This is a genomic window from Pseudomonas sp. BJP69, assembly GCF_007633355.1.
GTDB lineage: Bacteria > Pseudomonadota > Gammaproteobacteria > Pseudomonadales > Pseudomonadaceae > Aquipseudomonas > Aquipseudomonas juntendi.
In genome coordinates this window covers 3,763,389-3,778,799 of sequence record NZ_CP041933.1, presented here as the reverse complement: position 1 = coordinate 3,778,799, position 15,411 = coordinate 3,763,389, and the positions used below count along the sequence as shown (strand labels likewise).

12 protein-coding genes and 1 pseudogene are annotated in these 15,411 nt (G+C 63.6%); 8 read left to right on the top strand and 5 right to left on the bottom strand.

From position 1 onward, the window contains the following. Positions 1-4: 4 nt before the first annotated feature. The gene (gene mfd / locus FPB55_RS17645; protein ID WP_144188923.1) at positions 5-3,454 is read right to left on the bottom strand and encodes a transcription-repair coupling factor; all 3,450 of its coding nucleotides are present in this window, start codon (positions 3,452-3,454) and stop codon (positions 5-7) included. A gap of 167 nt (positions 3,455-3,621) precedes the next feature. Here mfd and FPB55_RS17640 point away from each other — a divergent pair, with 167 nt between their 5' ends. The 3 genes and pseudogenes from FPB55_RS17640 (at position 3,622) to sthA (ending at position 6,973) form a co-directional block, all read left to right on the top strand. Next, positions 3,622-5,085 (top strand): glyceraldehyde-3-phosphate dehydrogenase, encoded by a 1,464-nt coding sequence (locus FPB55_RS17640; RefSeq protein ID WP_009686289.1) that lies wholly within the window; start codon positions 3,622-3,624, stop codon positions 5,083-5,085. Positions 5,086-5,197: 112 nt separating this feature from the next. Then, a pseudogene (locus FPB55_RS26765) lies at positions 5,198-5,375 on the top strand (FAD:protein FMN transferase); the annotation flags it as partial. Positions 5,376-5,578: 203 nt separating this feature from the next. Beyond that, positions 5,579-6,973: a Si-specific NAD(P)(+) transhydrogenase gene (gene sthA / locus FPB55_RS17630; RefSeq protein WP_009686290.1), complete on the top strand. Its 1,395-nt coding sequence runs from the start codon at positions 5,579-5,581 to the stop codon at positions 6,971-6,973. Between the two features lie 42 nt (positions 6,974-7,015). Here the strand turns inward: sthA and FPB55_RS17625 are convergent, their stop codons facing one another. Further along, a complete protein-coding gene (locus tag FPB55_RS17625; protein WP_009686291.1) occupies positions 7,016-7,738 on the bottom strand; it encodes a glycerophosphodiester phosphodiesterase in 723 nt (240 codons plus the stop codon). Between the two features lie 30 nt (positions 7,739-7,768). Continuing rightward, positions 7,769-8,353, bottom strand: a complete 585-nt coding sequence (locus FPB55_RS17620) for a PilZ domain-containing protein (RefSeq protein WP_029887019.1) — start codon at positions 8,351-8,353, stop codon at positions 7,769-7,771. Between the two features lie 93 nt (positions 8,354-8,446). On the opposite strand from FPB55_RS17620, the gene FPB55_RS17615 reads away from it, so the two are divergent. The 3 genes from FPB55_RS17615 (at position 8,447) to FPB55_RS17605 (ending at position 11,691) form a co-directional block, all read left to right on the top strand. Continuing rightward, entirely contained in the window at positions 8,447-9,697 is a 1,251-nt protein-coding gene (locus tag FPB55_RS17615; RefSeq protein ID WP_047149820.1) for a lipoprotein-releasing ABC transporter permease subunit, read from the top strand. 7 nt (positions 9,698-9,704) lie between these two features. After that, positions 9,705-10,388 (top strand): lipoprotein-releasing ABC transporter ATP-binding protein LolD, encoded by a 684-nt coding sequence (lolD, locus tag FPB55_RS17610; protein WP_172828393.1) that lies wholly within the window; start codon positions 9,705-9,707, stop codon positions 10,386-10,388. A gap of 61 nt (positions 10,389-10,449) precedes the next feature. Then, positions 10,450-11,691: a lipoprotein-releasing ABC transporter permease subunit gene (locus tag FPB55_RS17605; RefSeq protein ID WP_009686295.1), complete on the top strand. Its 1,242-nt coding sequence runs from the start codon at positions 10,450-10,452 to the stop codon at positions 11,689-11,691. Between the two features lie 44 nt (positions 11,692-11,735). Here FPB55_RS17605 and FPB55_RS17600 read toward each other — a convergent pair whose 3' ends face one another. Then, entirely contained in the window at positions 11,736-13,088 is a 1,353-nt protein-coding gene (locus FPB55_RS17600) for a heavy metal sensor histidine kinase (RefSeq protein WP_144188921.1), read from the bottom strand. Beyond that, positions 13,085-13,765 carry a two-component system response regulator CinR gene (gene cinR, locus FPB55_RS17595; protein WP_009686297.1) on the bottom strand — a complete coding sequence of 227 codons (681 nt, stop codon included), beginning with the start codon at positions 13,763-13,765 and terminating at the stop codon, positions 13,085-13,087. Before cinR ends, FPB55_RS17600 begins: the two co-directional genes overlap by 4 nt. Positions 13,766-13,964: 199 nt before the next feature. Here cinR and FPB55_RS17590 point away from each other — a divergent pair, with 199 nt between their 5' ends. After that, positions 13,965-14,510, top strand: coding sequence for a cupredoxin family protein (locus tag FPB55_RS17590; protein ID WP_009686298.1), 546 nt, complete (start codon positions 13,965-13,967; stop codon positions 14,508-14,510). Positions 14,511-14,578: 68 nt separating this feature from the next. Beyond that, a complete protein-coding gene (queF, locus tag FPB55_RS17585; protein ID WP_009686299.1) occupies positions 14,579-15,409 on the top strand; it encodes an NADPH-dependent 7-cyano-7-deazaguanine reductase QueF in 831 nt (276 codons plus the stop codon). The last annotated feature ends 2 nt before the right edge of the window (positions 15,410-15,411 follow it).

Genomic DNA, 15,411 nt, shown 5'->3' with positions numbered 1-15,411 from the left:
TTCCTTAGGCAGGCTGTGGGGTCAGGCGCTCGAACAGCGCCTCCAGGGTGTTGAAGCGTTCGTCCGGGCGCTCCATCGGCACCAGGAAGCGGAACTGGGTCGCGCCTTCGAACTTGTAGCGTTTGGGCTGGCCCTGAATCAGTTTGATCAAAGTCAGCGGGTCTACCGGGGTTTCGGCCTCGAACTCGAGCTTGCCGCCATTGGGGCCGGCATCGACTTTCTTGATGCCGAGCTTTTCCGCCTGCAGCTTGAGCGACGTCAGGCGCATGAGGTTCTTGGTGGGTTCCGGTAGCAGGCCGAAGCGGTCGATCATTTCGACCTGCAGGTCCTTGAGGCCCTCTTCGTCAGCCGCCGAGGCAATGCGTTTGTACAGGATCAGCCTGGCATGCACATCGGGCAGGTAGTCTTCGGGGATCAGCGCAGGCAGGCGCAGGTTGATCTCCGGGCCGCCGCCCAGTGGCTGTTCCAGGTTGGGCTGGGTGCCTTTGCGAATGGCCTTGACTGCGCGCTCGAGCATTTCCATGTACAGGGTGAAGCCAACGGCCTGGATCTGCCCGCTCTGGCCTTCGCCCAGCAGCTCGCCGGCCCCGCGGATTTCCAGGTCGTTGGTCGCCAGCACGAAGCCGGCGCCAAGGTCCTGGGTGTTGGCGATCGCTTCCAGGCGCTTTTCGGCGTCGGCGCTGACCTTCTGCCGGGTAGGCGTGAGCAGGTAGGCGTAAGCCTGGTGGTGGCTGCGGCCAACCCGGCCGCGCAGCTGGTGCAGCTGGGCCAGGCCGAACTTGTCGGCGCGTTCGATGACGATGGTGTTGGCGCTGGGCACGTCTATACCGGTTTCGATGATGGTCGAAGCCACCAGCACATTGAAGCGCTTGTGGTAGAAGTCGCTCATCACCTGTTCCAGTTCACGCTCGCGCATTTGCCCATGGCCGATGCCGATGCGTGCCTCGGGTACCAGTTCGGCGAGGTCGGCTGCGCATTTCTCGATGGTTTTCACATCGTTGTGCAGGTAATACACCTGGCCGCCGCGCAGCAGTTCGCGCAGCAGCGCCTCTTTGACGGTGCTCTTGTTCTGCTCCATCACGAAGGTGCGCACTGACAGGCGGCGCGCCGGCGGCGTGGCGATGATGGACAGGTCGCGCATGCCCGCCACCGCCATGTTGAGCGTGCGCGGGATGGGGGTGGCGGTGAGGGTGAGGATGTCGACTTCGCTGCGCAGGGCCTTGAGCTGCTCCTTCTGGCGTACGCCAAAACGGTGCTCTTCGTCGATGATTGCCAGGCCCAGGTCCTTGAAGCGTACGTCGTCCTGTAGCAGCTTGTGGGTGCCGATCAGGATGTCGATCTTGCCCTGGGCCAGGTCTGCGGCGGCGGCGGCGACTTCCTTGGCGGACTTGAAGCGGCTCATCACTTCCACGGTCACCGGCCAGTCGGCGAAGCGGTCGCGGAAGCTGTTGTAGTGCTGTTGGGCGAGCAGGGTGGTCGGCACCAGTACCGCCACCTGGCGGCCGCTGTGCACGGCAATGAACGCCGCACGCATGGCCACTTCGGTTTTGCCGAAGCCCACGTCGCCACAGACCAGGCGGTCCATCGGCTTGGGCGCGAGCATGTCGGCGCGCACGGCTTCGATGGCGGCCTGCTGGTCGGGGGTTTCCTCGAACGGGAAGCCGGCGCTGAACGTGGCGTAGTCGGCGGACGGGTCGGCGAAGGCGTAGCCTTTGCGCGCGGCACGCCGGGCGTAGATGTCGAGCAGTTCGGCGGCCACGTCGCGGACTTGTTCGGCAGCCTTGCGCTTGGCCTTCTGCCAGGCTTCCGAACCCAGCCGGTGCAGCGGTGCCAGGGCGTCGTCGCTGCCAGTGTAGCGGGCGATCAGGTGCAGGTTGGCGACCGGCACATAGAGCTTGGCGTTTTCGGCATATTCCAGGGTCAGGAACTCTGCAGCCTGGCCGTCGATTTCCAGCGTGGCCAGGCCCAGGTAGCGGCCTACGCCATGGTCAATGTGCACCACCGGTGCGCCTTCGCGCAGTTCGGTAAGGTTCTTGATTACCGCGTCATTGGCGGTTTCGCCACGTTTGTCACGGCGCCGGCGCTGCATGACGCGCTGGCCGAACAGCGGGCTTTCGGCGACCAGGGCAATGGCCGGGTCGTCCAGCAGCAGGCCTTCGTCCAGTGGGGCGATGGTGATGGCCAGACGCTCGGCACCGGTGATGAAATCGTGCCAGCCATCAACGGTGTGCGGGCGCAGCTTCAGCCGTTCGAGCAGCTCCAGCAATACCTCGCGTCGGCCGGCCGATTCAGCGGTGAACAGCACGCGGCCGGGGAACTGGTCGAGGAAGCTGGCCAGCTCGGCCAGTGGCTGGTTGGCCTTGGCCTCGATCGCCAGGTTGGGCAGGGCGCGCGCCGGGAAGCGCTCGCGCCCTGCGCCGGGTTCCAGGTCGTCGCTGCTGACCACCACCCGCGGCCACTGCTTGAGCCGGGCGAAGCAGTCTTCGACCGGCAGGAACAGCTCGGCCGGTGGCAGCAGTGGCCGGCTGAGGTCGCCACGGCGGTCTTCATAGCGCCCGCGCACGTCGTTCCAGAAGTGTTCGGCGGCCTGTTCCACTCCCGGCAGCGAAAACACCTGGGTGTCCGCCGGCAGGTAGTCGAACAGGGTGGAGGTTTCTTCGAAGAACAGGGGCAGGTAGTACTCGATACCGGCGGGGATGATGCCGCTGGCCAGGTCCTGGAAGATCGCGCTGCGGCGGAAGTCGACGTCGAAGCGTTCGCGAAAGCGTGCCTTGAAGCGGGTCACTTCGTCCTTTTGCATGGGGAATTCGCGCGCAGGCAGCAGGCGCACGGAATCCACCTTGTCTATCGAGCGCTGGGTCTCGGGGTCGAAGGTGCGCAGGGTCTCGATCTCGTCATCGAACAGGTCGATGCGGTAGGGCAGCTTGCTGCCCATGGGGAACAGGTCGATCAGTGCACCGCGCACGGCGAACTCGCCATGCTCATAGACCGTGTCGACGCAGCGGTAGCCGGTGGCTTCCAGCCGCGTGCGCATCTGCTCCACGTCGAGGGTCTGGCCCACGTCCAGCACCAGGCTGCTGCCCAGCAGAAAACGCGTGGGTGCCAGGCGGTGCAGGGCGGTGGTCACCGGCACCACGAGGATGCCGTGGCTCAGCTCAGGCAAGCGGTAAAGGCTGGCGATGCGCTGGGAGATGATGTCCTGGTGCGGCGAGAATAGGTCGTAGGGCAGGGTTTCCCAATCGGGAAACGGCAGCACCGGCAGGTCGGGTGCGAAGAAACGCAGCTCCTGTTCCAGGCGGTCGGCGGCCTGGCTGTCGGCCGTCAACAACAGGGTGAAGCGGCCAGCGCTGCTGGCGGCCTCGGCGATGGCAAGGCTGAGGGCGGCACCGGGCAGGTTGCCCCAGGTTTGTTTGCCGGCCGTGGCCGACATTTGCGGTAGGCGCAGAACTGACACGGGAGATTGCACTCCAAGCGTTGCGGCAAAGAGACCGATTGTACCGGTGACGGTGCCGGCTGTCAGGCTCCAAAGGGCATGAATGCTGGCTTGGCTCACTGCGACAGGCGCTCATTGCCGGTTCTGTGTTGGGGCGTCATAATGTAGCCCCTTTTTTCTGTCCCTACATGTGGAAGGTTCCCGTGACTCAGAAGCCCGACCAGTGTCTTGGTGAGTGGATCGATCGTGAAGCGCTGGCTGAAGCGATGATCCCGCTTATCGGTCAGCTCTACCGCAACAACAATGTGGTGAGCTCGATTTATGGCCGCAGCCTGATCAACCGTTCGGTTATCTCGATCCTCAAGGCGCACCGCTTTGCGCGTCATCGCCAAACCGACGAAACCGAACTGTCCGTCCACGAGACATTCCCCCTGCTCAAAGCCATGAGCGAGCTGAAACTGGGCGCCGCTTCGGTCGACCTGGGCAAGCTGGCCAACAAGTTCAAGCAGGAAGGCAATGGCCGCACTGCCGAGCAGTTCGTCCGTGAAGAGCTGGCCGACGTGGTTGGCCAGCAGAACGCTTCGGCACGCAAAGGCACTGACGTGGTGCTGTACGGCTTCGGCCGCATCGGCCGCCTGCTGGCGCGCATCCTGATCGAGAAGACCGGTGGCGGCGACGGCCTGCGCCTGCGCGCCATCGTTGTGCGCAAGGGCGCCGAAAACGACCTGGTCAAGCGTGCCAGCCTGCTGCGCCGTGACTCGGTGCATGGCCCGTTCGATGGCACCATCACCATCGATGAAGCCAACAACACCATCACTGCCAACGGCAACCTGATCCAGGTTATCTACGCCAAGAACCCAAGCGAAGTCGACTATACCCAGTACGGTATCGAAAACGCGCTGATCGTCGACAACACCGGTGTATGGCGTGATGCCGACGGCCTGGGCCAGCACCTGGCCTGCCCAGGCGCTGCCCGCGTGATCCTCACCGCACCTGGCAAGGGCGCGCTGAAGAACATCGTGCATGGCATCAACCACGGCGATATCACGGCCGATGACAAGATCATCTCGGCAGCTTCCTGCACCACCAACGCCATCGTGCCGGTGCTCAAGGCCATCAACGACCAGTACGGCATCGTCAACGGCCACGTCGAAACCGTTCACTCGTTCACCAACGACCAGAACCTGATCGACAACTTCCACAAGGGCAGCCGCCGTGGCCGCGCCGCGCCGCTGAACATGGTCATCACCGAAACCGGTGCCGCCACCGCTGCTGCCAAGGCACTGCCAGTGCTCAAGGGCAAGCTGACCGGCAACGCCATCCGCGTACCTACGCCGAACGTTTCGATGGCCATCCTCAACCTGAACCTGGAAAAGGCCACTACTCGCGACGAAATCAACGAGTACCTGCGCCAGACCGCAATGCACTCGGAGCTGCACAAGCAGATCGACTACGTTGCCTCGCAGGAAGTGGTTTCGACCGACTTCGTTGGCTCGCGCCACGCCGGTGTGGTGGACGCTGAAGCGACCATCGCCAATGACAACCGTGTTGTTCTGTACGTGTGGTACGACAACGAATTCGGTTACAGCTGCCAGGTGGTTCGCGTGATGGAAGACATGGCCGGTGTGAACCCGCCTGCATTCCCACGCTGATTCGCGGGTAAGGCAATGAAGAAACGGGAACCTTCGGGTTCCCGTTTTTTTTGCCTGCTTTTCATGTTGCTGCGGCCTTTGCAGGTGCGTACGCCCGGTAAATCACTTGGGCTCGGATGACGAGCGGCACTATTTCGAGGACAATGGCCGGCGCTATTGGCACCCCCTATCGATGCCCGTGTCCGGAGACAGGTGCGCATGCCCGTGCCGCCGTTCGGGTGACTCGGGCCGGGGGTGGCTGCGTCTCCCGAGCTACGCCCGCGTTTGCGCAGGCGGTGAAAGGCGAGTGAAAGCGCAAGCAGGGATGATTGCCGCCAGGGATCGGTAAAGCATATGTAGTGCGGGCGAAATTGGCCTACGACGCGACCAAGGGTTAATGTGCGCGGCGTTCACGCTTGATTAGACTGCACCCGAATTTTCTCATGGCGCCCCGGCGGCATGATCGCGTCCCGCGAGCGACCGTGGCTTGCGGGCCAGTTCTGAAGGAGTACGCATGGCTGTCTACAACTACGACGTAGTGGTGCTGGGTTCCGGCCCGGCCGGTGAAGGCGCGGCAATGAATGCCGCCAAAGCAGGGCGCAAGGTTGCGATGGTCGATGACCGTCGCCAGGTCGGTGGTAACTGCACCCACCTGGGCACCATCCCGTCCAAGGCACTGCGTCACTCGGTGCGGCAGATCATGCAGTTCAACACCAACCCCATGTTCCGTGCCATTGGCGAGCCGCGTTGGTTTTCGTTCCCGGACGTGCTGAAAAGCGCCGAGAAGGTCATCGCCAAGCAAGTGGCTTCGCGCACGGGCTACTACGCCCGCAACCGGGTTGACGTGTTCGTCGGTACCGGCAGTTTTGCCGACGAGCAGACCGTGGAAGTGGTGTGCTCGAACGGCGTGGTGGAAAAGCTCAATGCCAAGCACATCATCATCGCGACCGGTTCACGCCCCTACCGCCCGGCCGACATCGACTTCCACCACCCGCGCGTCTACGACAGCGATACCATCCTCAGCCTCAGCCACACCCCGCGCAAGCTGATCGTTTACGGCGCCGGCGTTATCGGTTGCGAATACGCTTCGATCTTCAGTGGCCTGGGTGTGCTGGTAGAGCTGGTGGACAACCGCGGCCAGTTGCTGAGCTTCCTCGACTCGGAAATTTCCCAGGCGCTGAGCTACCACTTCAGCAACAACAACATCACCGTGCGGCACAACGAAGATTATGAGCGCGTCGAAGGCCTGGACAACGGTGTGATCCTGCACCTGAAGTCGGGCAAGAAGATCAAGGCCGACGCCTTGCTGTGGTGCAACGGCCGTACCGGCAACACCGACAAGCTGGGCCTGGAGAACATTGGCATCAAGGTCAACAGCCGGGGCCAGATCGAGGTCGACGAGGCCTACCGTACCAGCGTGCCGAACATCTACGGCGCCGGTGACGTGATCGGCTGGCCAAGCCTGGCCAGTGCCGCCCATGACCAGGGCCGCTCGGCCGCTGGCAGCATCGTGGACAACGGCAGCTGGCGCTTCGTCAATGACGTGCCGACCGGCATCTACACCATTCCGGAAATCAGCTCGATCGGCAAAAACGAACAGGAGCTGACCCAGGCCAAGGTGCCGTACGAAGTGGGCAAGGCGTTCTTCAAGAGCATGGCGCGGGCGCAGATTGCCGGCGAGCCGCAAGGCATGCTGAAGATTCTGTTCCACCGCGAAACCCTGGAAATCCTGGGTGTTCACTGCTTCGGCTACCAGGCCTCGGAGATTGTCCACATCGGCCAGGCGATCATGAACCAGCCAGGTGAGCAGAACAACCTGAAGTATTTCGTCAACACCACGTTCAACTACCCGACCATGGCCGAAGCCTACCGGGTAGCTGCCTACGACGGCCTGAACCGGCTTTTTTGAGCGGCTCCGACCGGTGGCCTGAGCCGGTCGGAGAGACCGATTTCAACCCTGCCCGAGGGTGGTCTTGGCCAAACCGGGAAAGTCTGTAATCAGGCTGTCCACGCCAAAGTCAGCCAGCCGGCGCATCAGTGCCGGCTCGTTGACCGTCCACACCGACACGTGCAAACCCTGGGCCTGTGCTTTGAGCAGGCGTTCGGGGGTGCATAGCGTCCAGTTCAGGGCCAGCAAGTCGCAGCCGTAGTTCTGGGCGACCTTCAACGGGTCGAGCCACGCGTACTCCGCCACCAGCCCACGTTTCACATCTGGCACCAGCTCCTGGGCTGCACCCAGTACTTCGCGCGAGCTGGAGGTGATGGTGACCTTGTCCAGCAAGTTGTACTGCTGGGCCAGCTCGCGGATGGCCAGAACGGTGGTGGCAGCGCGCGTGCGCGAGGCGCTTTTTACCTCCAGTTGCCAGTGCTCGAACGGGCATTTCTGGAACAGCTCTTCCAGCGTGGGAATCGGGCAGGGCTGCACGTGGCCTGGCCCGCCCTTGCGGGCATCGACCTTGACCAGGTCGGCGGCCGGGTGTTCGACCACCTTGCCGCGCCGGCCGGTGGTGCGCTTGAGGGTGGCGTCGTGGATCACCATCAGCTGGTTGTCGGCTGACAGGTGCAGGTCCAGTTCGCAGCGGGTCACGCCGTGTGCCAGACATTGCTGGAAGCTGGTCAGGGTATTTTCGGGTGCTTCGCCCTTGGCGCCGCGATGGCCGTAGATCAGGGTCACGTTCGTTCCTTCAGATCAGAGAAAACAGGTTCAGGATGCAGGGCTGTTCTGTTCCAGTTGCTGGCGCCGTTGCTGCTGTTGGCGCTGCAGGATGTAACGGGCCAGCAGTTGCCGTTGGGCGTCGGTCATGTCGATGAACTCGGTGCCGACGTCGTAACCGCCCCCGGTGCGCTGGTCGCAGTGGGTGACTTTGCCGCGCAGCAGCAAGCCGTGGGCACGAGGCATCAGCACCATTTTCACCTTGACCCGGGTGCCGGGGGCAAGCGGGTTGTGCTGGGTGAATTCGATACCGCCTTCGGAAATGACCACTGGCTGGGGTTGCCCCACTTCGCCGAGCAGGGTCTGGGCGACCACTGCACTGAGCAGGTCGAGGCGTTTGTTCTGCGCGCGCAGGAAGGCGGCCAGGGTGCGGTCCTTGTCGCTCAGCTGGCGCAGCAGGTGCTGCGCCTCGAAGTCTGACAGGTGCAGCTCGCTGAGCAGGTTGAACAGTGGGGAATCATCTTGCAATACATCTGGGTCAAGGGCTTCGGCCGCGCTGAGGGGGCTTATTTGAAGTGCGATCCGATCGTCGATGCGGTAGTATTCGCGGCGATCTTCTTCGTCTAATGTCGTCATGGCGAACCCAAGGTAGCGGCGGTGGTCCGAGTGTAAAGCCGCCGTAGGCGCCTCGCCACAAGGACGTTCCCTTTCATCCGAACAAGCCCCGACATGTTCAGACCTCTTTTCGCATTTATCGGTACGCGTTATACCCGTGCCAAACGTCGCAATCACTTCGTCTCGTTCATTTCCCTGACCTCGATGATCGGCCTCGCCCTGGGCGTGGTGGTGATGATCGTGGTGCTGTCGGTGATGAACGGTTTCGACCACGAGATGCGTACCCGCGTGCTGGGCATGATCCCGCATGCCACGCTGGAGAGCGGCCAACCCATTGCCGATTGGCAGGCCCTTGCCCAACAAGTAAAGCAGAATCCGCAGGTGGTGGCGGTTGCGCCGTTCACCCAGATGCAAGGCCTGCTGACCCATGATGGCAAGGTGCAGAAAGTGCTGCTCAATGGCATCGACCCGGCCCGCGAGCGCGAGGTGTCGATCATCGACAACTTTGTCTTGCAGGGGCGCCTGGACCAGTTGGCGCCGGGCGAGTGGGGGATCATGATCGGTGACAAGGCGGCGGCCAAGCTGGGTGTGGCCATCGGCGACAAGCTCACCTTCGTCGCCCCCGAGGTCAGCGTGACCCCGGCCGGCATGTTCCCGCGCATGAAGCGCTTCACCGTGGTCGGCACCTTCCACGTTGGCGCGGGCGAGATCGACGGCTACCTGGGCTTGACCAACATCAGCGACCTGTCGCGCCTGCACCGCTGGAAGCCCGACCAGGTGCAGGGCCTGCGCCTGAAATTCGACGACCTGTTCCAGGCGCCGCGGGTAGCCTGGAGCATCGCCCAGCAGTTGGGTGACCAGGCGTTCTACAGCCGCGACTGGACCCGTACCCACGGCAACCTGTACCAGGCGATCCGCATGGAAAAAGCCATGATCGGCCTGCTGTTGCTGCTGATCGTGGCGGTGGCCGCGTTCAACATCATTTCCACGCTGGTGATGGTGGTCAACGACAAGCGTGGCGACATCGCCATCTTGCGCACCCTCGGCGCGACGCCCGGGCAGATCATGCTCATCTTCATGGTCCAGGGCACGGTGATCGGGGTGATCGGTACCCTGATCGGCGCCGTGGTCGGCATTCTTGCCGCACTGAATGTCAGTGCGGCCATCGCCGGCATCGAGAAACTGATCGGGCACAAGTTCCTCAATGCCGACGTGTATTTCATCGATTACCTGCCGTCGCAGATCCAGGCCCAGGACGTGTACATGGTCTGTGGCGCGGCGCTTGTCCTGAGTTTCTTCGCCACCTTGTACCCGGCCTGGCGTGCGGCCCGTACCCAGCCTGCCGAGGCGCTACGTTATGAGTGAGTCGCGCATGAGTGATAAAGCCGTTCTGAGTTGCCGCAACCTGGGCAAGTCCTACGACGAGGGCCCGGAGTCGGTACAGGTGCTGTCCGGCCTCAACCTGGAGCTGCACGCCGGTGAGCGCATTGCCATTGTCGGCAGTTCGGGCTCTGGCAAGAGCACCTTGCTGAACCTGTTGGGCGGCCTTGACCGGCCCACCCAGGGCAGCGTCTGGCTGGCGGGCGAAGAGCTGTCGGCGCTGGGTGAGCGTGCCCGCGGCCTGCTGCGCAACCGTGAACTGGGCTTCGTCTACCAGTTTCACCACTTGCTGCCGGAATTCACCGCCATCGAAAACGTGTGCATGCCATTGCTGATCGGCCGCACGCCCATCCCCGAGGCCCGCGAGCGGGCCGAAGCACTGCTCAAGCGCGTAGGCCTGGGCCACCGCCTCAACCACAAGCCGGCCGAGCTGTCGGGTGGCGAGCGCCAGCGTGTGGCCATTGCCCGGGCCCTGGTCAACCGCCCTGGCCTGGTGATGCTCGACGAGCCTACCGGCAACCTCGACCACCATACTGCCCAGGGCATTCAGGAGTTGATGCAGGAGCTGTCCAGTGCTTCGCGCACAGCGTTCCTGGTGGTAACGCACGACCTCAGCCTGGCGCGCCAGATGGACCGTGTATTGAAGCTCGACGACGGCCACCTGGTGGCAATCTGAGCGACTGTACGGGGCAGCAGGCGTTGCCCCGTTTTCCTGTTTTCATTGGGTGATTTCGTACATGTTCAGACCCTTGCCCATTTTCATCGGCGCGCGCTACACCCGAGCCAAGCGCCGCAACCACTTCATCTCGTTCATCTCGATGACCTCGATGATCGGCCTGTCGCTGGGCGTGCTGGCGATGATCGTGGTGCTGTCGGTGATGAACGGCTTCCAGCGCGAAATGAGCTCGCGCATCCTGGGCCTGGTGCCGCATGCCGCCATCCTCGGGGTGCAGCCACTGGACGACTGGCACAAGGTTGCCGATGCGGCGCTGCAGAACCCGGCAGTGATGGCCGCCGCGCCCATTACCGAAATGGAAGGCATGCTCTCGTACAAGGGCGCGATGCAGCCGATCCAGGTGAGCGGTATCGACCCGGCCGAGGAGAGCAAGGTCTCCATCGTCGGCCAGCACATCGTCCAGGGCCGCTTGCAGGACCTGCAGCCCGGTGAGTTCGGCGTGGTCATCGGTGAGCTCACGGCCCGCCGTTTCCGCCTGAATACCGGCGACAAGCTGACCTTGATCGTGCCGGAAATCAGCAAGGAGCCGGGTGGTATCACCCCGCGCATGCAGCGCCTGACCGTGGTCGGCATTTTCAAGGTCGGCGCCGAACTGGATGGCTCGCAGGCCTATATCCATATGGCCGATGCTGGCCAGATGCAGCGCTGGGCGCCGGGCCAGGTGCAAGGCGTGCGCCTGAAGCTGCACGACCTGTACGCCGCGCCGCAGGTGTCCAAGGCCATCGCCGCCGGGCTGGGCGATGCCTACCGTGCCGATGACTGGTCGCACACCCAGGGTAGCCTGTTCAGTGCAATGAAGATGGAAAAGACCATGATCGGCCTGTTGCTGATGATGATCATTGCAGTGGCGGCGTTCAACATCATCGCCACCCTCGTGATGGTGGTGAACGACAAAGGCCCGGACATCGCCATTTTGCGCACCCTGGGCGCCACGCCAGCGCAGATCATGGGTACGTTCATGGTCCAGGGCAGCCTGATCGGTATTGTCGGCACCCTGATTGGCGGGGTGCTGGGCGTGATTGCCGCGCTGAACGTCAGCCAGATCGTCGGCTGGCTGGAGCGGGTGAGCGGGCAGCACATCTTCACCTCGGATGTGTACTTCGTCAGCAGTTTGCCGTCGCAGCTGGAGGGGAGCGATGTGCTGATGATCTGCACCGCCGGCCTGGTGATGAGCTTCCTGGCAACCATCTACCCGGCTTACCGGGCTTCGCAGGTGCAGCCGGCCATTGGCCTGGCGGTTTGAGCCACAGCTGAAGGCTTGCGCAGCGGGCTGCGAGGCAGCCTGTTTCACCGGCCTTCAGTGAATTCGATCACGAAGCGCGTCCACCCCTGCGCGCACTCCGCGCGAATGCAGCCGCCATGGGCCTGCACGATCGACCGGGTAATCGCCAGCCCCAGGCCGGCATGCTCGCTACTGCCTTCACGCCGTGCCGGGTCTACCCGGTAGAAGCGGTCGAACAGCCGTGGCAGGGCCGCGGGCTCGATGGCCGCGCCGGTATTGGCCACGCTGATGCTGGGCCCCGCTGCCAGGGCCACCCGTATCTGCCCGCCTGCCGGGGTAAAGCGCAGGGCGTTATCCAGCAGGTTGGACAGGGCCCGGCGCAGCATGTGCCGGTCGCCGTGCAGCATGGCCTCACCTTCGCGCAGCATCTGCACGTCGCCGTCTTCGGCCAGCGGTGCGTAGTATTCCAGCAGCGCATCCACTTCCTCATGCAGTGCCAGTGGCGCTTGCCCAGGCACCAGCAGCCCATGGTCGGCCTTGGCGAGGAACAGCATGTCATTGATCATCTGTGCCATCCATTGCAGCTCCTCCAGGTTGCCATGCAGGGCCTCGCGGTATTCTTCCAGGCTGCGCGGGCGGGTGAGGGTGACCTGGGTGTGGGTCAGCAGGTTGGACAGCGGTGTGCGAAGCTCGTGGGCGATGTCGGCGGAGAACGCCGACAGGCGCTGGAACGCATCGTCCAGGCGCTGCAGCATGGCGTTCATGGTGCTGGCCAGTTCGGCCAGTTCTACGGGCATCTGGGCCACTGGCAGGCGGGTGGTGAGCGAGCGAGCCGATACCCCAGCGGCCACCTGGCCCATTTGCCGCAACGGCCGCAGACCGCTGCGGGCCGCCCAGGCGCCCAGCAGCGCGGTGGCCAGCGCCGACAGGCCGACGGTCAGCCAGATCAGGCGCTGCATGCCTTGCAGGAAATGCTGGTGGTGCGTGATATCAAGGTACAACGCCAGTTGTGGCGATGCGTTGCTGCCCGGCGCCAAGGGCGCGGTCAGGCTGCGGTAGTCCGCCCCTTGGGCATGCTGGGTACCCAGCCCGGTCGGCAGCACTGCCGGCGGCAGGCCGCTGCGGCTGGCGAACCAGGGCGTGCCGTCGGCGCCGCTGATGCGCAAGCCCAGGTCGGCTTGATGGCTCAGCGCTTCGCGCAGGGCGGGCAGGCGCGCCTTCAGCGCTTCGGCGGTAGTGATGCCGTCCAGTTGCGTGCGCAGCAGCGACAGCCGTGAGGCGAGTAGTTGTTGATCCAGTTCGATGAAGTGCTGCTCACTGGCCCGGTTGAACAACAGGCCGGCGCCCAGCGAAACAGCGGCGGTGCACGCGGCGAACAGCAGCGCCAGGCGGCTACCGAGGGATACCCGGCGCATCACGCTGGCCGCTCTTCGAGTACATAGCCCATGCCGCGCACGGTGTGGATCAACTTGTTGGGGTGCGGGTCGTCGATTTTCAGGCGCAGGCGGCGGATTGCCACTTCGATCACATTGGTGTCGCTGTCGAAGTTCATGTCCCACACCTGTGAGGCAATCAGCGACTTGGGCAGCACCTCGCCCTGCCGGCGCAGCAACAGTTCCAGCAGGGAAAATTCCTTGGCGGTCAGGTCGATACGGCTGCCTGCGCGTTCGGCGCGGCGGCGGATCAGGTCCAGGCGCAGGTCGGCCAGGCTCAGGGTGGTGTCCTGGCTCGGGCTGGCGCCACGGCGCAGCAGGCTGCGCACCCGCGCCAGCAGTTCGGAAAAGGCGAACGGTTTGACCAGGTAATCGTCTGCGCCCAGCTCCAGGCCATGTACCCGGTCCTCGACGGCATCGCGCGCGGTCAGGAACAGCACAGGCGTATCCCGACCGGCCTGGCGCACGGCCTGCAGGATCTGCCAACCGTCGCGACCGGGCAGCATCACATCCAGGATCAGCAGGTCGTGGTCGCCGCTCAGGGCCAGGAACTGGCCGGTCTCCCCATCGCTGGCCAGTTCGGTGGCGAAGCCGGCCTCGTTCAGGCCCTGGCGCAAGTACTGGCCGGTACGGGCCTGGTCTTCGACGATCAGCAGTTTCATAGAGGCACCAAGGTTTCAGCTGGCTTGCGGTGATGGTGGAGACGGCGCGCCCCGTGCGTAAGCCGCTGGGGCGGCTGAAATGATACGTGACGGTGTGTCTGCATGCCCAACCTGACAAAGTTGTAATCTTGCTGTCAGCCAGTTGCCAGTCACCGGTGACTAATGTGGCTGCACCCTGTCGTGTATTCCCGGAGTCATCATGAAACGCCTGTTCCTCGCCGCCACCCTTGCCATGGCCAGCCTGCCGGCCCTAGCCGGCCAGGCCGGCACCTTTGCCTTCGGCGAGCCAGCCCCGGCGGCCAAGGCCACCCGCACTGTAGAGGTGGTACTCAAGGACATCGCCTTCGAGCCCAAGCGCCTGCAGGTAAAAGCTGGCGAAACCGTACGTTTCGTGCTCGTGAATGAAGGCAAGCTGCCACACGAATTCAACCTGGGCGACAAGGCCATGCACGCCGAACACCAGAAGGAAATGCTTGCCATGCAAGGCAAGCTGTTCAATGAGGGCATGAACCACCAGGGCATGGACCATGGCCAGGCGATGGACCCTGGGCAAATGATGGGCCATGAACAGATGAACGATCACGGCGGTGGGCACGCGCACGGCGGCGGCAACACGGTGCTGGTGATGCCTGGCCAGCGCGCCGAACTGACCTGGACCTTCCGCAAGTCGGCGCCTATCGAGTTCGCCTGTAATGTGCCGGGGCACTACCAGGCCGGTATGGTCGGGGCACTGACCATCGAGTGACGGGGCCTGCAAGGCGGGGTGCAAAACCGGTAGACTAGGGGCAATTCCGAACCTCCAGGTCAGTTTACATGCATCCCGCTGCCGAACACTCCCCGCTGGGCAAAGCCAGCGAATACGTCGCTACCTACTCCCCGGAGCAACTGTTCCCGATCCCGCGTACGGCCAAGTGGGCCGAGCTGGGTGTTACCGCCCAGACCTTGCCGTGGCACGGTGTGGATTACTGGAACTGCTTTGAGCTGAGCTGGCTGCTGCCTTCTGGCAAGCCCGTGGTGGCGATTGGTGAGTTCGCCATTCCGGCCGATTCGCCCAACATCATCGAGTCCAAGTCGTTCAAGCTGTACCTCAACTCGCTGAACCAGACAGTCTTCGCCACCCTCGACGAGCTGCAGGCATGCTTGGCGAAGGACCTGTCGGCAGCAGCGGGCAAGCCGGTTGGGGTGAAGGTGCGCACGTTGGCAGAGGTCGAGGCCCAGGGGGTGGTGGCGTTGCCCGGCCTGTGCATCGATGCGTTGGACGTTGCCATCAGCAACTACGCACAGCCGCAGCCAGAGCTGTTGCGCTGCAGCCCTGAGCGGGTGGTTGAAGAAACCGTACACAGCCACTTGCTGAAGTCCAACTGCCCGGTTACCGGGCAGCCGGACTGGGGCAGCGTGGTCGTCGAGTACAAGGGCAGGGCGCTGGACCACGCCAGCTTGCTGACCTACCTGATCAGCTTCCGCCAGCATGCCGACTTCCACGAGCAGTGTGTGGAGCGCATCTACCTGGACTTGAAGCACTTGCTGCAGCCGGAGCACCTGACCGTGTATGCACGGTATGTGCGCCGCGGGGGGCTGGATATCAACCCGTACCGCAGCACCGGTGCTATCAGTCCGGATAACCAGCGGCTGGTTCGCCAGTAAGG